The following is a 17,531-nucleotide window of genomic DNA, read 5'->3' on the forward strand; positions in this document are numbered from 1 at the left end:
TATTAGGAAATAAGTATATCGATCGAATTCACATCAAGCTCTAATTCTTCTCACTAATTTTGGCAGAAGTTTCAAAAGCTTTCATTGCCAGTGACTGAGCTTGATTGATGACGGTTTGTAGTTGCTCGCCAATCGCAATGATTTGTTGATTCTGACGTTCGACAACTCGTTCTAGAGATTGAATTTTAGTTTCAAATCCCTGCTTATTACCTTCCCATTCTTTTTCGACTAAATCAGCCTTGACTTTTGCATCGTTACTAGTCTCCTTGATGGCTTCTTCGCGCGCTTTTTTGACCGCTTCTTCTAGCTCGGCGGGGAAGGCAACAACCTTAGTAGCATTCTCATCAGCAAGTTTTTGACGATCTTTCAAGAATTTTTCACGCTCTTTCCATTGCTTTTGTTTTTCGCGATCTTGGGATAGGATATCTTGCTCTTGGTTGCGTTTTGATTCTGTATAAGCATCAGTCTGCAACTGGCGATCGCAAATTATTTTATACTGAATTTCGTCTTGTTCTTTTTGCCGTTCTTTAGCAATATTTGTCGCCAGTTCAGTCTGTTGCTCTGTATAGTCACGCTGAGTTTGTTCCCACTGTTTGCGGAGGTTGGTTTGCTCTGTGGTAAGATTTTCCCGATCGATTGTGAGCTGCTGTTCGATCGTTTTGATGCTTTGTTGATGCTCTTGAGTGATGATATAGAGCGCATCGGCAACTACTCTGACTTGTTGAAGATCGGAGCGATGTTGAGTCTCAATCTCGATCGATTGTTTGACTTCAGTGAGTTTCTCGACTTCGACTGTTAGCCGTTCAGATAATCCAGTAATAATACTCCCAAATTCTAACTGTAAGTCTGCCATCCCTTTGACGATCGTGTCAATGGTATAACTAGCAGCTTTGTTGACAATCTCTTGATTCTTGACTAGTTGCGCTTCTTCTTCTTTAGTTGCAACTTTAGAGCCTGGTTGCTTTTGTTTAGCTAAAATTCGATCGAGTTCTGCGAGAATCTGGAGTTTACTGTCTTTGACTATTGCCATAATTTGGGTACCTTGAGGATAACGACGCCTAGAAACCACCTTCCGGCAATGCCAGAAAGAGTGAAATACGATCTTTGTTACTGATTAATTGTGCCCCAATATGCGATCGGATCGACTATCCAACACGATCGATTTAGGATTGGAGATGCAGGGCTGCTTGGTGATGATATCAAGCTTTACAGTACTATTGTACCATAAACTTAAAAATTCGTCAAGAATTTATAGGCAATTTGTACTAATTCGATCTAACTCCGTTAGCTAGGCTCAGTATCAGCCATTCACCATTCACCATCCACCATCTACCATTTTCACTATCCACTATTCACAATGCCCAATCGACAGCACACACAGATAGGAGAGCAGAGAAATGTATAATTGTGATGGGTAGACTAAGTTGAAAGCAGGTAGCAGCACTACCACCAACTTGCAAAGAATTTAGCTTGAAGATTTAAATTTTGAATTGGAGCGTTGCTACATGGACTCATCACAATCGACTACAACAAATCCATCAGATATTAATTTAACCGATCCGCAATATTATCTGAGTCGAGAATTAACTTGGTTAGAATTTAATGACAGAGTATTGCATGAGGCAATGGATGAGCGAACGCCACTGATCGAACGGCTAAAATTCATGGGAATTTTTAGCTCGAATCTCGATGAGTTTTTCATGGTGAGGATCGCTGCGATCAAGCAACAAATTGAGGCGAAAGTCACTCAACGTACTCCTGATGGGCGGACACCAGCAGAACAGTTAGCGGTAGCTAGCGATCGCATTCAACAGCTAATTACTGAGCAACACCAGCATTTTGAAACGGTATTGCGTCCAGCGATGCTCCAGCAGGGGATCTTTTTATTAGATTACTTCGATCTCAACCAAGAGCAATGTAACTACTTACAAAGCTATTTTGAGGAGCAAATTTTCCCAGTATTGACACCTTTAGCTGTCGATCCTGGACATCCATTTCCCTATATTTCCAACCTCAGTTTAAATCTGGCAGTAGTTATCAAACATCCCGATACTGGTGAAGAGTTGTTTGCCAGAGTTAAGGTACCGCAAGTATTACCACGCTTTATCAAATTATCGACAACACTTCAAGTTATAGATAGTCAAAAGCAGAGCAAAAGCCACAATACCAATGCACTACAAATCGATCGAGAATGCCCTCAAATTTGGACGGGAATTCCCTTAGAGCAATTGATCGCTCACAATCTAGAATCCCTCTTTCCAGGGATGAATATCCAAGGTTGCTATACCTTCAGAGTCACTCGCGATGCCGATATCAGCGTGGCTGAAGATGAAGCTGAGGACTTGCTCCAAGCGATCGAAGATGGCTTGCAAAAGCGGCGAAAGGGCGGCTCAGCAGTGCGAATCGAGGTAGATTCGGCGATGCCCAATCAGATCCGTCAGATGTTGCAGGAGGAGCTAGAAGTTACAGATCGCGATGTCTATGAAGTTAATGGGATGTTGGGCTTGGGCGATGTGATGTCTTTTTTGGCACTCCCAATTCCTGAGTTGAAAGATGTACCCTGGAATGGGATCGTACCTGCTACTTTGCGACGGCGCAAAACCACTGAAGATGGTGGAAATTTTTTTAGTCTCATCGCACAGAAGGATATTTTAGTACATCATCCTTATCAGTCGTTTCCAGAGACAGTAGAACGGTTTATTACCTGTGCAGCGAACGATCCCAAGGTATTGGCGATCAAGATGACGTTATATCGGACTACCAGAGATTCATTAATTCTGAAAGCTTTAATTAATGCTGCGGAGAATGGCAAACAAGTTTCGGTATTAATCGAACTCAAAGCGAGATTCGACGAGCAGAATAATATTAACTTAGCCCGTCAACTCGAACAGGCTGGCGTCCATGTCGTCTATGGATTAGTCGGTCTCAAAACACATACAAAAGTGGTATTAGTCGTCCGCAGGGAAGATGAAAAAATCCGTCGGTACGTGCATATCGGTACGGGAAATTATAATGCCAAAACTTCGACACTATATACAGATGTGGGCTTGTTTAGTTGTCGCCCCGAACTAGGTGCAGATCTGACGGATCTATTTAACTACCTCACGGGATATTCACAACAGCGATCGTACCGCAAACTACTAGTATCACCTGTCAATACGCGAGAATTATTCGAGCGACTCATCCAGCAAGAAATCGACCATTGCCAAGCGGGTAAAACTGGGCGGATTGCCATCAAAATCAACTCCCTAGTCGATCCCAAAATGATTGTCAATCTTTATCGAGCATCTCAAGCGGGAGTGTCGATCGATCTGATCGTACGGGGGATGTGTTGCTTGCGTCCAGGCGTCCCAGGTGTGAGTGAAAATATTCGCGTTATCAGTATTATCGGTCGATTTCTCGAACATTCTCGCATTTACTATTTTCAGAATGGTGGGGATGCGGCAGTGTTGATTGGGAGCGCGGATTGGATGACGCGCAATCTAGACCGACGGGTGGAAGTGATAACGCCAATTGAAGATCCCGAAATCTCTAAAGATCTCCAAGAGATTCTGGGGATTATGCTATCAGACAACCGTCAAGCTTGGGACATGCAGTCTGATGGTAGTTATATCCAACGTCTCCCTCAAACTGGTACGCAGGAAGAGAGTACCCAGCAAATCTTGATGGATATGGCAGTGGGTGGCTAGCGATAAGTGGTGGCAACATGACATAAACTTAATGCCAGTTCGGATTAAGGATATTTGCTCCGTTCCAGTACCGCCCTGATTTCAATCTCTAGGCTCTTCCGATCCCGTTGGCGTAGCCTCTCGGAACGAGACACTGACGCTAAACTTATTTCCCCGCATCCCAAGCAATCGCCGCCGCCGCTACAGCTTGCTCGGCGGTTTTTTCGCCCAACATCGCCGCTTGTAGATTGTCATAGATCGCTTTTTTGAGCAGATCGATCTTTTTTAAGGGCGGGATGAGGATCTCTGACTGGGATAATTGTTGGGCACTAATCAATTTTGCTCGCTCGAGTGCAGATTTGTCGTCACGGCTAGCTACTTGAGTTTGATAGTCGGCAACTGCGCGGACATTGGACGGCAAGGTGTCCGAAGCTTGAGCAAAAGCTAGCTGATTGGTGGCGTTGGTAATAAATAACGCGAATTTGACGGCGGTATCTGGTGTCTTGGTAGTGCGAGGAATGACAAGATTCATGACTGCGACTCCTTTTTTACCAGTTTGTCCCGATATTTGGGGAGCCACCGCCGAGACTTTGGCAATTTGGGGGGCATTTTTGGCGATTGTCTCAATAAATGGTGCTCCCGCAGAGAGGATCGCTGTCTCGCCAGCTTGATAGAGTTGAATTCCCTGTTGATGTCCTTGAGTTAGAGCTTCCTTCGGTAATAAGCCTTCTCGGTACAGATCGATCCAATATTTGAAGGCAGTCACACCCGTAGGGGTATTGAAGGCAGCCTTGCCCTGTTTGTCTACGAGTTGTACCCCCATCTGGACGAGGGATTCGAGGACATCATTGCTATCTTCAGGGACAAAGGTGGTAAAGAAAGCGTATTTACCTGTCTTGGCTCTGATTTGTTTGGCAGCCTGAGCCAATTCTTGATAGTTAGTAGGCGGTTTGGCAATCCCAGCTTTGGCAAATAGTTCTTGATTGTAGATCGTGACATTGGTAGTTAGATACCACGGCAAACTAAAGGCTTTGCCGTCAAGGGTGCCAGCTTGCCAGATGCTGGGCAGATACTCCTTGCTCTCGCCTTGAGTCAACAGAGAATCTAATGGTAACCAGGCATTTCTGGCAGCGAGTTGGATCGCAAAATCAGGGTTGAGATTGACGACATCGGGCGCAGTTCTCGCACCCATCGCGGCTTGGATTTTGCCCTGCATGGCTCCCCAGGGCACATCCACCCAGTTGACTTTGGTACCAGGATTGGCAGTCTCAAATTTGCCGATCGCCGCTGTAAAATAATCCTTAAACTTGGGCTGAAGCTGCATCGTCCAAAATTCCAACTGTGGTGGTTGGGCATTAGGAGATTTGAGACAACTGACTACTCCAGTCAGGATCAGTCCCAACAGTCCACAAATCAGGAATCGACGCAAATTAGCGGTCTTCTCGAACATTAGTTTTAATACTCCTTTCCTAGTGCCAAATTAGATATCTAGGGTTGTGAGTGAATGGTGAATGGCGATTCGCGATACGTAGGGTTCCCCAAGGGTTTAGCGAATCAGCGACGCATCGACTGGGAGGGAACCTCCCAGTCGATGCGTCAAGACAAGACAGTGGATGGTGGCTGGTGATTAGCTATTGTTTGGATGGGAAGGGAGGATCTCCCTCGACATCAGAGCATTATCGGCGATTTGGGCGATCGAGACCAGAGGGTTAGACCAGATTTCCACAGCTGCATCTTTCTAACTCGCAATTCAGATTGCGTTACAATTCTTATAACAGCACACCCATGACTACCCTCCCCAACCATCATGACAGTTGCCTACCCTCGGAAACTCCACAACAGTATTAGTGCCAGAGAGATCTTAAAACGTGTTGTCAGCGATCGCGAAATTCACCTTGTCACCCTCAATCGCTACCGCTACAACGAACAACGGAGCTGTAAAGATCTCACCGAACTGATCGAACAACTCAACGGCAATCCACCAGCACTAATCCGCGATCTCTCCCATCATATCAATGATGAATCCCGTCATGCGATGTGGTTGACAGATCTGCTCCTCGATCTGGGCGGTCCCCTCGATACCCCACCAGGAGTATCATATATCGATGAGTTTGAACGACTGATCGATCGCGAGACCTATACCACTCCTGAAGATGCTGTCATTGCCGCTCTAGCTGCAATCAATGTCACCGAGAAACGCGGTTGCGAATTCTTCTCCGCACACATTCACGCGCTCAAACTCGCCCCGCAGACTGCCGAGAATATCCAGATCCGCGAAACGATCGAGAAAATCTTCCCTGAAGAAACTGGACACGTCCGCTGGGGTAACCGTCAACTCGCCAAAATCGCTGCCACCAGTCCTGCACATCGTCAGAAAGTCGAAGTCGCTAAGCGGAAATTTGTCGCCATCGAGCAAGCTGCTTTTGAATCAGGCATGGACATCATGTTTGGAGCCGAATTACGTCGTGTCGGCAACTTGATGGATGTCGTCAATACGCTCCCACTCTGGGAACGTCCCCAATATCTCATGGCACGGCTACCCGAAACCCTTCTCGATCCCGAACTCCAAAAGGTGCGGCTCACCGCCGCTCAAAAAGCTTGGAGCCGCGATCCTGAAGCGTTTGTAACACAGTTTATTCCGATGTTTTTGAGTAACTCGATTAAGTAACCCAATTGGTTACCCACTCTAAAAATGGGGTAGGAGCAATTTATAAATTGCTCCTACCCCATTTGTGCATTCGTACTCAAATCGAAAGTACTACTTATTCGTCGTTGTCACTTTGTCAGCAGCAGTCAAATTGGAAGAACGCTCTAGCTGCATAATTTGCTTGTCCTTGGTGGATAGCGCGTTGGCATCTAGCCATTTGAGGATCAGAGCATCTACCGAAAACAGACCAGGGCCATTGACAGTGAAGAACAAGAAACAAGCGGCATAAATTGCTGATAGCTCAAGGTAAGGAATACTAAAACCCGCAACCAAGATGTGGTGATACATCGCTACGCACATCGTCCCAAATAAACCAAACGCTGCTGGACGACCTAGCAAACCAAGAGCTAGCAATGGCCCACCAATCAGCTCTGTATAAGCTGCAACGTAGCTAAAGAAGATCGGAAATGGTAAGCCGATGACTTTGACATAAGCTTCAGCGAAGCCCGGGATATCTGATAGTTTGTTCATCCCATTGTGGACGATCGTCACACCGATACAAACTCGTAATAGTGTCCAAGCAGCTTGAGACCAGAAGGCTGGAGTGGTAGTGGATCTAAAGACCCGAGGCAGTAGGGATGCGTTCATAATAGCGAGAGGAATAATATCAAGTTATATTAAGTAAGTTTAACTTATATTAATGTTGCAAATCAAGGTAAATTGTGCATTCGGGCAAAATACTTTTTTAGTGGCAAATTTAGATAGTGGATGGTGGATGGTGCGATCGACAAGCAACTCATAAATTCGGCAGCATGAAGTAGAGTGGGCACTGCTGCTGGGCAGGTCACCCGCCCAGTCCACCATCTAAGTTGCAGGTAGTTCTAGTGTTGGAAATGTTTGGACTTAATACTTCATCGATGTTGTTAGGTAGGAAGGAAGTAACGCCCACTCATAATTGGACGATCGAGCCAACTAGACTTGACCCTCATACGAACACCAGTCACTCCAACTGCCTGGATACAACTTGGCTCCGTTGATTCCGGCTAGCTCCAAGGAGAGGAGATTGACACAAGCCGTCACTCCCGAACCGCAATAGACAATTGGTTCTAAATCTGGGGAAATAGCCGCCCAGCGTCGTTGTTGCTCTGGAATTGACAAAACAAAGCCTTCCGGTGTAGACACACCTTGCCAGGGATAATTGACAGCACTGGGGATATGTCCAGCACGGGGATCGATCGGTTCGGTTTTGCCCAAATAGCGATCGGGTTCGCGGGAATCAATGAGTAGATGAGTAGGTGAGTACTGACTAGCTTTGACTCGTTGGCGTAGCCTCTCGGAAAGAGCATCGATATCCACGATCCAATCTGACTGAAGTTGCGGTTGAAAATCCCCCCGATTGGCTACTGCTGGTAGATCGCTAGTCACTGGATAACCAGCTTGGAGCCAATTAGTGTAGCCACCATCGAGCAGCGCGACGCGATCGTGTCCATAGTAGCGCAGCAACCACCACAACCGCGCCGCAAATCCAAAGCGGGAATCATCATAAGCAACTACTAGGGTGTCAGCATTAATCCCCATCGCTGCCAGTTTCGATCCCAACACGCGATCGTCCGGTAGCGGATGCCGCCCGCCATGTACTCCCGCCGGACTCGACAGATCGCGATTTAAGTCCAAGTGTTCGGCTCCAGGCAGATGAGCGGTCTCGTACTCACGTCTACCCGCAGCGGGATCGCCAAGCGCAAAGCGACAATCGATAATTTTCAGATCGAGATCCGCTGCTGATAAATAACCATTGAGTGTGTCTGCTGTAACAATCGGTGAAGTAAGCATGTTGATAAATTAGCTAAATCGTTGGCGTACTTGTACTGAGCGAAGTCGTAGCGTAGCGTCTCTATCAGACTGCACCCACAGATCCAAACCTAGTCCTTAATACCAATCCGATACCCTTTCCCATATACAGTGTGAATCAACTCTGGCGACCCTTCGACCTCAATTTTACGCCGGAGCAGTCGCACTAGAGCCGCCAGCACGTTGCTACTAGGTGGAGTCTGGCGATCCCAGAGATATGCTTGAATCTGGCTGTGGGAGAGGACTTGTCCGGCGTGTTGCATCAGGTATCCCAGTAGTTGGGTTTCCTTGTCTGAGAGTTCGATACTGCGTCCACGGATATAGGCAAGTTGGTTGTCAAGATCTAGTTCCAAATCGGCTACTTGCAGCCGCGATTGAGTTGGTGGCGGATCGGTGCTGGGAACGCGGCGCAGTAGTGCGCGAATTCTTGCGAGTAGCTCCCGCAGTTCAAAAGGTTTGACCAAATAGTCGTCGGCACCTGCATCTAGTCCGATCGTCAGATCGTCGAGAGTATCTTTGGCTGTTAGGAATAATACTGGTGTCAAGTCACCGCGATCGCGCAATTGTTGACAGATTTGTAACCCTGTTAGCTGTGGTAACATCCAATCTAAAATCAATAGATCGTACTTGCTACCGATCGCCAAATTGCTGCCAACTCGACCATCAGTAGCCACGTCAACAGTGTAGCCTTCACGAGTCAAGAGGCGGCTGAGTGGCTCAGTTAGAGCGGGTTCGTCATCGACAAGCAAAATTTTCATGACAAGTTTATTGCGCCCAGATGAACGATTCTGACTGATGCGAGGGTATGATAAGAGCGGTTAGGGCGCGAAATTAATCATCGATCTAAATCCGCGCCGATCGCGATTGATGCTGGCATCTCACCCAGATCCATCCGCAGTGAGATTATTTGTTGATTGTGACTAAAATGTGATGGAATGATTACCTCTCGGCGCGGCTGCGCCAACGCGATCGATCTAGCTAATATTAGCTGTTTGAGACGATGTACGATCTGAGGATCGCGCTCGTGACGAACCAACTGTACTCGTAAGTCGATCGGTTACTCAGCGACTCAGATCGCCGCCGAGGCTAAAAAATAGTTATTCATAACTATCGTTTAGCCAGCTTGTTTATATTCTCCTTAGTTCAAGGTGTAAGTTCAGGTTATGCAACCACCAATTTCATTGGGAACAATACTTCAACAGCGTTATCGCGTGACCAAAGTGTTAGGTCAAGGGGGTTTTGGGCGGACTTACTTATCTCAAGACACTGGCTGTTTTGATGAGATGTGCGTACTCAAAGAATTTAGTCCCAGCGATCGCGGTCGCGATGCACTCAAAAAGTCTAAGGAGCTATTTCAGCGTGAAGCTCAAGTATTGTACCAAATTAACCATCCCCAAATCCCCAAATTCCGCGCCAACTTTGAAGAGCAAAAGCGACTCTTTTTGGTGCAGGAGTACGCAGAGGGCAAAACAGTCGCCAAAACGCTCAGCGATCGACTCAAAAATAGTAAAACCTTTACTGAAGCAGAAGCAGTTGAATTCTTGCTCAATATGCTCCCCGTATTGACACATATTCATGGGATGGGCATCATTCATCGCGATATTTCTCCCGATAATATTATTTTTCGCGATCGCGATAAGTTACCCGTGCTGATTGACTTTGGTGTCGTCAAAGCTGGGGTAACGCAACTAGAAGTATCCACCCAAATCCACCAGGGGACGACCGTCGGCAAAGCTGGATATGCACCTGGAGAGCAACTCCAAACAGGGGAAGCTTATGCCAATAGTGATTTGTATGCCCTCGCCGTCACCGTAGTCGTGATGATGACCGGACGGAAGCCCGAAAGTCTCATTGACAAAAGTACCATGACCTGGAAATGGCATCAGTGGGTACCCACCCTCACGCCCTGGTTTGCCAAAATCCTCAATAAAATGCTTAGTCGGGTGCCAAACAGTCGCTATCAGTCAGCCACTGAAGTCTCCCAAGCACTCCGATCGGTATCTGATTTTATCGGTGCAGCGGCTCCGACAGATCTTCCGGCTGGTAATTTTGTCCCATCCCCTAGCAGTACTCGTCCGCCAGCTAGTCTCGTTCGCCCGTCAACTAGCCACAGTCGAGAGTCAGTACCACTATCGCGCGTCAAGCGATCGTCAGCAACCAAATCTGGCTCCTATCCCATCAGTCCCAGCCAGCGACAGCCACATCCACTACGCGGTATTCTCAATACACCCTGGGGGCTGGGCTTGGGTGCGGCGGTAGCAGCAATTGTCTTTATCATCATCCCGATCGTATTGATTAGTCGATCGCTAACCACCCCCAGTAGTGGCACCAAACCGCCGCTACCCGCCCCAACTGTAGCAGCACCACTCCCACAAATTCCGCCAAGTCCGAGTGTGAATGCAGTTCCAGAGCTACCACCGACCGCCACATCTTCCCCAGTAGCCACCCCAGTGCAAGCTTTGAGTCTGGAGGCGGGCAAACCACTCATCAAAGAAGGTTCCCTCGACTCAGTACAGCCGACAGTATTGAGTCTAACTCTCCCCGCCGGACACAAACTCACAGCCACACTAGCCAGCATCCCAGCGGGGGCAACGATGAATATCCTCGCCCCAAATCAAGCAAATGTCGATGTCTTCGCCAAAAATACCGTCAACTGGGCAGGCAATCTCCCACTCACTGGAGAGTATCGGATCGAAATCGTCCCGCTGGCGGGAGTCGCGAGCACCAGCTATAAACTCGAACTGATGACAAGCGCGCCGATCCCCATCGAATTGCCTGTTACCACTCCTGAGAGTACGGTAAGATAGATACTTTCTGCTCAGTGACAGATGAGAATGACCGATTCACTAATTACAGCCGATCGAGTGCTCAGTGCGAAAGTCGCAAGCTTGGGAATCGATCGGATCGCCCGCCATATCTTGATTTGTGCCGACCAAACCAAACCCCTCTGTTGCTCCAAAGCCGATAGCTTGGTAGCGTGGGACTATCTCAAACACCGACTCAAAGAGTTAAATCTCGATCGTCCCGATCCGGTGCAGGGCTGTATTTTTCGGACGAAGGCTAATTGTTTGCGCGTCTGTGAGCGGGGGCCGATTGTGGTAGTTTATCCCGATGGTGTCTGGTATCATTCGGCGACGCCAGCAGTCATCGAGCGGATTATTCAAGAGCATTTATTAGGCGATCGCGTTGTCACAGAGTATACATTAGCGATCTCGCCACTGCTAGGATCGGGAACAGATCCGTTGGCTAGTCCAGAGCAGGATCGCTCGACTGAGGGATAAGTGTAGAATAGTAATTTTAAGTAGGACGAACTATGAGCGATCGGGATGGATTTGGCAGCGGGTTTTGGTTGGGAACAGTGGTAGGTGGCGTAGTTGGCGGCATTGTCGGTGCCTCGATCGCCAGTCAAAGAGCCAATCGGCTCGATAACGATCCCGAAAGTAGCAGATTAGCCAGCTCGAATAGTCAAAAAAGACCGCTAAAATCCAGCCGGAATCGGACGATGGAGCGGATGGAGATCGCCCGCCGCAGTTTGGATGATAAAATCAGTGACCTAAATCAGGCGATCGATTCAGTCAGATCGTCGATCGGACATGCACCTGGAGATCCCGATCTTCAAAGCAGAGACAAAGCCACCGAACGGCTGGATGCAGACATCATCACGTCACCACCGAGCGATGCTCAGAGCTGAACGCTGGACTAAACCAGACTGCTAGTGGTCTGGTTTAGTCGGTTTGTACGGTATGCCACCCAATCGATAAGTAACAATCGATCGGTTAAAATAGGCAGAGCAGATATTTTCATTGCTCCTCTAATTTTTTTATGAACAACGCCGCGATCGGACCCCTATTGATTGTTAGCATTTCAAACTTTCTAAATATTTACCTAGTAATTATTTTTGTCCGGTTGTTACTCACCTGGTTCCCGAATATTGACTGGATGCAGCAAATTGTCGGCTTTTTGAGTCCGGTTACCGATCCCTATCTCAACCTGTTCAGATTTGTCCCACCCATTGGCACGATCGATCTGTCACCAATTATCGCTATCTTTGCCTTACAGTTCGCGATGCAGGCATTGTCCACCCTCGCACCAGCATTTGCCAGTTTTTAAGTTCGCTCATGCGCTGGAGTGTTGCAGCTCCGATCGCCCTTTACACCGCCGCCTGCATCCGATGCGTTCGCTTAGCGGTTGCCTAGCTTCCGCCTTGCACAAATCGTGTCACCAACTATAAATATTCTCCCCAGTGACAACTACAACCCTAATTTACGTTGCCTTATTACTGACGACCTTAGTAGGGGTAGTCGGGTCGGTGGTGCCAGTTATGCCTGGGCCACTGTTGATTTTGGCTGCATCGATCGGTGCAGGTTTGCTATATCAATGGGACAATGTCACGATTACGTTGATCGTCTCCAGTGTGGTCTTGGTAATGTGCTTTGCGATCGAGCAGTTGTCGGGCATCTGGGGCGCGCAAAAAGCTGGAGCTAGTCATTGGGGTCAAATCGGCTCGATCTTTGGTCTGTTCCTCGGATTCTTTGGGCTGCTGCCAGCTTTGCCTGTGGGTGGGCCGTTGGTGGGCTTGTTTTTTGGGCCGTTTATTGGGGCTGTGATAGGCGAGTTGCTGTACCCCCGTCAATTACCACTTACCGATCGCGTGCGGATTTCTGTCAAGGCTGGGGTCGGTATTGTCTTGGGTTCGGTTATCGGTCTGATTATCCAAGGTTTATTATCCCTGTTCGCCGCGATCGTCTTTGCTACAACTACTTGGCATCTGGGATTTGGAATCGGTTGAGACAAGGCATAATCGTGGGCATCTCTGGAACAATTCACGACGGGGGAATACAGACAGCTTGCACTCGATATTGATAGATTACGGGTTTACCTTTGTCCGCTTCTGGACGAGTCTTATCTGCTTCTGTTGCGGCAGCAAATCCCGCCGTAGCGAGAATTTCCATTAATTTGTCATTCTTTAAGGTAGCTGAATCGCCTGCAACGTATGGCTTTTCATCATTAAGTAGGGGGGAAGTACTGGTGCCCAGGATATTACCATCTAGACTTCCAGGCACTTTATCAAAAGTCACCATCAGCACGATGAACGGTGGTTGTTTGACCTTGGGACATGGCAGCGCGGATTTATATTGCTGTAGTGGTAATTGCTTGGGTGGATATGGCTTGATGTTGGGATATTTCTTGAGATAGGCTAATAGTTGTGCATTGGCGTCGCGGGTATATTTGCCATAGAGACCAGTACCAGTAACACCTGGATTGCCTGTCGCACCGCCAGTAGGTACAGTTATCGGCGGGGTAGTGGCGGCGATGGTTGGGGTAGGAGTTGGAGTTGGCGTACCTCCTGATTGCTGGGCTTGTGGGGTTGGGGTTGAGGTTGGCGATGGCGTTGTGGTGGTAGTTGGATCGCTCCCATCATCATCTGTCGCGATCGCTGGCTGTGGAGTGGGAGCCACTGCGGTAGTTTTTTTGGTTACTGGTGACGTTGTAGGTTTTGGTGTGGGCTTAGTTGATGGCTTGGGCGTACTTCCTTTAGGAATGTTAGCCTTGCTGGGTTTGGGAGTAGGCTTGAAAATTTCCCCAGGATCGAAGATGGGTGCAAATGGCTGTTTTTGGGGTGTAACTTTTTGCTGTTTGTTGCCTTGAGGTGGCTTGATGGTGACACCATCAAAGGGAGCGCGGATGGGCGAAAATGGGATCGTTTGTGGAGCTGTCGAAAATTGGGGCGAACGCGGTGGAGCTACTGCGGGCTGCGGAGCTGGAGTCGGTTGCGCCACTGGGGGTAAAACTTGCGGCGCAGGGGCTGGGGGTGCTTGGGGAATGCGTCGCAGTTCGCTAGGCGTCAGTTGTACGACCTTGACTGTGCTGGGACCAACTTTTTTGCCTGCTTTTTCGGGCTGGCTCAAAAAGGGTAGACCAGCTCCAATGATGGCATGTAGAGCGATCGAACCGAGGATCGCGATCGCTTGAGGATCTAGTAAGATATCTAAGAAGTTGTTGCGGGTCGAAGATTGATACATAATTTTGATATTAAGGATGCGATCGACTTGGACGAGACGATCGAGTCAAACTCTGTCTAGTTGTCTGGCGGGTGAAGGCATTCCAAACGTCTAGTTCTGCCGCAGAACGCCCCAGGAGCATCGATCGCAGATCCTCGCTGAGTCCCTGTACCTGACTAAAATCTGCTCCGGCAATGCTGCTGAGATGCTCTAGTTCGATCCCGCTCAGATCGGCAGCACGTAGATCGGCTCCTTCGAGATTGACGCCATTGAGCCGCGCATTCCGCAGCGAGGCACCAGTCAGAAACGCTCTTTGAAGGGTTGCGCCGCTCAATCGGGTATTTTGGAGATTGGCACCTGTCAAGTCTGCGCCACTGAGATAGCTGCCCAAGAGATTGGCACCACTGAGATCGGCATCGCGGAGATTGGCTGTGTTGAGGTAGGCACCATTGAGGGCTGCTCCAGGGCCGATCGCACCTGATGATTTGTAGGCAAATCCTGCCGTCCAGATGGTATGTCGATCGTATCTGGCTACTTGTAATTTCGCGCCAGTGAGATCGGTGTCAGTCAGATTTGTAGCATACAAGAGCGATCGATTGAGATAGGCTCCCGTGAGGTTGGCACCGCTCAAGTTAGCACCACTGAGATCCACTCCCCGTAAGTCAGCACCGCTCAGATCGGCACTACTGAGATTGGCTTTACTAAAATTTGACCCGATCGCATTTAACCCTGCGAGATTTGCTCCACGGAGATCGACACCGCTACAATCGACTCGATACAGATCGAGCTGGACGATCGATCGTCCAGCCTGGATGGCTGCTAAAATTTCTACAGGTGCGATCGCCAAATCGTTCACAGTTACTCTATTAATTCGTTATTTATAAACTCTATAGTGGATTGGTAAGTTTAGGCAATCAGTCTGTCCAAAAATGACAGTATCGAGCATTGGTGCATTACGGCTTGAGCCTAACACATCCTACATCGAGTAGGTGGGTGCGATTATTTATAAAATAGATTGTGCCTGGAACCTAGATGGCGAATAGTGCTAACCCTATGTAATATTTTACTCAACTGTCAACTATCAACTGTCAACTGTCAACTAATTTAAACATGTCACTAATTGCACCCATGACGATGATGGACTTCTTTCGCAAGAGCGAGGGAACTTGGCTGACGCTGCGGGCGGTACATCATTTCGATCTCGTGGATGATGAGTCGGGAGAGTCCAATTTGATCGTCCAAGTTGTCGAGCGAGACGATCCCAAAGTAGCGGCGATCTGTACCCAACAAGCGATCGATCCTGCCTGCGCGATGGGTGGGGGACGATTTATGTGGCAAGCCAATCTCGATGATGAGCCGCCGAATGCCGATTATGGTGCGGTGCTGATTGATGTGCCTGATGATGAGACTAAAGTATCGGGGAAATTGATTCGCGATCGCGGTTATGTCGAAAAAATCCCCGTCATCTCCCGCTACTGGTTTGGTAAAGATGGGATTTTGACGATCGATACTGAGTATGACAATAATCAGGGGCAAGAGCGGTGCTGGTTTATCACCGATGACTTCCGCGTGCGCGTCAGCAGCGTCAGAATGACTAATGGGGTGAATTTGACAACTTACTGTTCCGAGCGACGCTGTATCGGCGATCGTGCTTTAGCAGCGATGATCGAGCGGAATCTGGCTAGGGTTTAGTGAATGGTGGATGGTGGATGGTGAATGGTGAATTGTTAAAGTTGGGTGACGATCGTCAGTCTGATTTTTTGAAGCGAGTGAGTAGATCGGCGATCGGTGTTGTCAGCCAGTCGATCTTTTTTTGTTTATCAAACTTTCGCAAAAAGCCGCCATAAGTCCGTAACTTCACGGATGAGTTGCGATTGATATCTCGTTTGCGAATTTGTTTTTTGGGATTGTCAAAAAACTCTCGATCTTGTCCGATAATCAATAAACCGTGAATACGATCGGCATCGACGTTATCGATTAATTGGTTGGAAGTTAAAACTCGGGCTAGATTATCAGTGCAAAAATTCAATCGCTCCAAGGATTTTTTGGCAACTGTCGTTAGTTGGAGATCGTCATTCCAGGTCTGCTCTTGCGCTCCGGCACAGACGATCGCATACCAACTGATACCTGTCTTTTCATGATAACAACCACAAATATAATCAGGGCGATTGATATCGCTGAGGATTAGATTGGTTGACAAAAAATAAATTTCATGATAATCAATATAGCCTTGCTTGAGTAAATAAGCACATAGCGAAATATTCTGATTGAGCAATCCGTGAATTTCATTAACTCTACTATTACTACTGATTTTGGTAGCGAGTGTGGCGATCTCTTGCCGAGTGACTCGCTCGGGATCTACTTGAAATGGATGCAGGTGTTCTAGAGACATAGTGATTTAGATTGCCATTGGCAGCGCGTTCAGCCGCCCAGCCAAGAATGGGAAGTAAGTTAATATCTGTCAGTCATTGTCATATCTAGATTATGCCCAGTTAGCGATCGATTATTGAAATGATGTTATGTATTGTCGCTTTCAGCGCGTGGTGCTATAAGTGCAGCGATAGTTGACAGGGCACGCTCGACAATGAGTACCAGGATGCGGGGGAAATAGGCGATCGAAGTCATCCGTACTCGTCTGATATTGGTGAAGTTGCTGTTGGTGTAATTTGGCAATTTGGGCGAGTTTGTGAGCGGTAAGAGCGAGGCTATCGGCTGTTGCCGTGATGAGTTGGGAGCTAGTCATCGTCTCCAAGTTGTAAAAGGAAGCCACCGGAGTGTGGTCAGGATAAAGATAAGTACAGGCTAAAAGATAGACCTCAGCTTGGCGCAGATCTGGCGCGGCAAGTCCGGTTTTAAAATCGATGATGTGAATGCGGTTGTCGATCGAACGGGCGATACAATCAAAGGCAGCCAGTAGGTGAAACTGGTAGCCATCAACCTCTAAGCGAATCGGCGGTGGGAGCGGCTCATCACCCCGATTGAGGAGGATAAGATCGCGATCGCACAACCACGGATCGGCTTGATACTGGCGCAGGATCTGCATCACGCGATCGCGTACAGCGGCAATCTCATAGTAGAGGTACAATCGATCGGCAATCCGTTCGCAGCCACTCGGATGCTTGAGTAGCAGTGGATCTTGATGAAACTCATACACGCCTTGTTGCGCCAATTTTCCCACCTTTTGCCAGATTGTTTCGGTGACTGGGGGTGACGGTAGCTCATCGCTGCGCGCTGGTTGAGTCCACCGCAACCCCCGCTGCATCTGACAGTGTGTATCCTCCCAACCTACCGCAGGCTCAAATTGCGACCACAGGTGATAGCTAGCGAAGTCCATGATAATTGACAGTTGATAGTTGCGGCTCGCGC

18 protein-coding genes are annotated in these 17,531 nt (G+C 48.2%); 8 read left to right on the forward strand and 10 right to left on the reverse strand.

Translation table 11 applies throughout. The features are described 5' to 3' along the window. Window positions 1–40 precede the first annotated feature (40 nt). Window positions 41–1,030, reverse strand: coding sequence for a hypothetical protein (locus tag ACEW9I_RS23615; RefSeq protein WP_373542778.1), 990 nt, complete (start codon window positions 1,028–1,030; stop codon window positions 41–43). A 475-nt stretch (window positions 1,031–1,505) separates the two neighbouring features. Between ACEW9I_RS23615 and ppk1 the strand changes: the two genes are divergently transcribed. Next, on the forward strand, window positions 1,506–3,689 hold the full coding sequence (gene ppk1, locus ACEW9I_RS23620) for a polyphosphate kinase 1 (RefSeq protein ID WP_373542779.1): 2,184 nt from the start codon (window positions 1,506–1,508) through the stop codon (window positions 3,687–3,689). Between the two features lie 145 nt (window positions 3,690–3,834). Here the strand turns inward: ppk1 and ACEW9I_RS23625 are convergent, their stop codons facing one another. Beyond that, window positions 3,835–5,118 carry an ABC transporter substrate-binding protein gene (locus ACEW9I_RS23625; protein WP_373542780.1) on the reverse strand — a complete coding sequence of 428 codons (1,284 nt, stop codon included), beginning with the start codon at window positions 5,116–5,118 and terminating at the stop codon, window positions 3,835–3,837. A 357-nt stretch (window positions 5,119–5,475) separates the two neighbouring features. Between ACEW9I_RS23625 and ACEW9I_RS23630 the strand changes: the two genes are divergently transcribed. Continuing rightward, the gene (locus ACEW9I_RS23630) at window positions 5,476–6,336 is read left to right on the forward strand and encodes a ferritin-like domain-containing protein (RefSeq protein ID WP_373542781.1); all 861 of its coding nucleotides are present in this window, start codon (window positions 5,476–5,478) and stop codon (window positions 6,334–6,336) included. A 90-nt stretch (window positions 6,337–6,426) separates the two neighbouring features. Here ACEW9I_RS23630 and ACEW9I_RS23635 read toward each other — a convergent pair whose 3' ends face one another. From ACEW9I_RS23635 to ACEW9I_RS23650, 4 genes are all read right to left on the reverse strand, one after another. Continuing rightward, window positions 6,427–6,963, reverse strand: coding sequence for a DoxX family protein (locus ACEW9I_RS23635; RefSeq protein WP_373542782.1), 537 nt, complete (start codon window positions 6,961–6,963; stop codon window positions 6,427–6,429). A 324-nt stretch (window positions 6,964–7,287) separates the two neighbouring features. Then, entirely contained in the window at window positions 7,288–8,145 is an 858-nt protein-coding gene (locus tag ACEW9I_RS23640) for a sulfurtransferase (protein ID WP_373542783.1), read from the reverse strand. 89 nt (window positions 8,146–8,234) lie between these two features. Then, a complete protein-coding gene (gene rppA, locus ACEW9I_RS23645; protein WP_373542784.1) occupies window positions 8,235–8,921 on the reverse strand; it encodes a two-component system response regulator RppA in 687 nt (228 codons plus the stop codon). Window positions 8,922–8,998: 77 nt separating this feature from the next. After that, window positions 8,999–9,199 carry a hypothetical protein gene (locus ACEW9I_RS23650; RefSeq protein WP_373542785.1) on the reverse strand — a complete coding sequence of 67 codons (201 nt, stop codon included), beginning with the start codon at window positions 9,197–9,199 and terminating at the stop codon, window positions 8,999–9,001. Window positions 9,200–9,326: 127 nt separating this feature from the next. Here ACEW9I_RS23650 and ACEW9I_RS23655 point away from each other — a divergent pair, with 127 nt between their 5' ends. From ACEW9I_RS23655 to ACEW9I_RS23675, 5 genes are all read left to right on the forward strand, one after another. After that, the gene (locus tag ACEW9I_RS23655; RefSeq protein ID WP_373542786.1) at window positions 9,327–10,970 is read left to right on the forward strand and encodes a protein kinase; all 1,644 of its coding nucleotides are present in this window, start codon (window positions 9,327–9,329) and stop codon (window positions 10,968–10,970) included. Between the two features lie 27 nt (window positions 10,971–10,997). Continuing rightward, window positions 10,998–11,444 carry a ferredoxin gene (locus ACEW9I_RS23660; protein WP_373542787.1) on the forward strand — a complete coding sequence of 149 codons (447 nt, stop codon included), beginning with the start codon at window positions 10,998–11,000 and terminating at the stop codon, window positions 11,442–11,444. Between the two features lie 32 nt (window positions 11,445–11,476). Beyond that, complete coding sequence (locus ACEW9I_RS23665; RefSeq protein ID WP_373542788.1) at window positions 11,477–11,854, forward strand: hypothetical protein; 378 nt, start codon at window positions 11,477–11,479, stop codon at window positions 11,852–11,854. Between the two features lie 131 nt (window positions 11,855–11,985). After that, complete coding sequence (locus ACEW9I_RS23670; RefSeq protein ID WP_373542789.1) at window positions 11,986–12,273, forward strand: YggT family protein; 288 nt, start codon at window positions 11,986–11,988, stop codon at window positions 12,271–12,273. A 133-nt stretch (window positions 12,274–12,406) separates the two neighbouring features. After that, window positions 12,407–12,952, forward strand: a complete 546-nt coding sequence (locus tag ACEW9I_RS23675; protein WP_373542790.1) for a DUF456 family protein — start codon at window positions 12,407–12,409, stop codon at window positions 12,950–12,952. Window positions 12,953–12,986: 34 nt separating this feature from the next. Here the strand turns inward: ACEW9I_RS23675 and ACEW9I_RS23680 are convergent, their stop codons facing one another. Further along, the gene (locus ACEW9I_RS23680) at window positions 12,987–14,186 is read right to left on the reverse strand and encodes a hypothetical protein (RefSeq protein ID WP_373542791.1); all 1,200 of its coding nucleotides are present in this window, start codon (window positions 14,184–14,186) and stop codon (window positions 12,987–12,989) included. Window positions 14,187–14,196: 10 nt separating this feature from the next. After that, the gene (locus ACEW9I_RS23685) at window positions 14,197–15,021 is read right to left on the reverse strand and encodes a pentapeptide repeat-containing protein (RefSeq protein ID WP_373542792.1); all 825 of its coding nucleotides are present in this window, start codon (window positions 15,019–15,021) and stop codon (window positions 14,197–14,199) included. Window positions 15,022–15,275: 254 nt separating this feature from the next. On the opposite strand from ACEW9I_RS23685, the gene ACEW9I_RS23690 reads away from it, so the two are divergent. Continuing rightward, window positions 15,276–15,857 carry a phycobiliprotein lyase gene (locus ACEW9I_RS23690; protein WP_373542793.1) on the forward strand — a complete coding sequence of 194 codons (582 nt, stop codon included), beginning with the start codon at window positions 15,276–15,278 and terminating at the stop codon, window positions 15,855–15,857. A 55-nt stretch (window positions 15,858–15,912) separates the two neighbouring features. Here ACEW9I_RS23690 and ACEW9I_RS23695 read toward each other — a convergent pair whose 3' ends face one another. Further along, window positions 15,913–16,557, reverse strand: coding sequence for a hypothetical protein (locus ACEW9I_RS23695; RefSeq protein ID WP_373542794.1), 645 nt, complete (start codon window positions 16,555–16,557; stop codon window positions 15,913–15,915). A gap of 141 nt (window positions 16,558–16,698) precedes the next feature. Then, the gene (locus ACEW9I_RS23700; protein WP_373542795.1) at window positions 16,699–17,499 is read right to left on the reverse strand and encodes a PD-(D/E)XK nuclease family protein; all 801 of its coding nucleotides are present in this window, start codon (window positions 17,497–17,499) and stop codon (window positions 16,699–16,701) included. Between the last annotated feature and the right edge of the window lie 32 nt (window positions 17,500–17,531).

It is taken from the genome of Chamaesiphon sp. (genome assembly GCF_041738855.1).
In the GTDB taxonomy this organism is placed as follows: Bacteria; Cyanobacteriota; Cyanobacteriia; order Cyanobacteriales; family Chamaesiphonaceae; genus Chamaesiphon.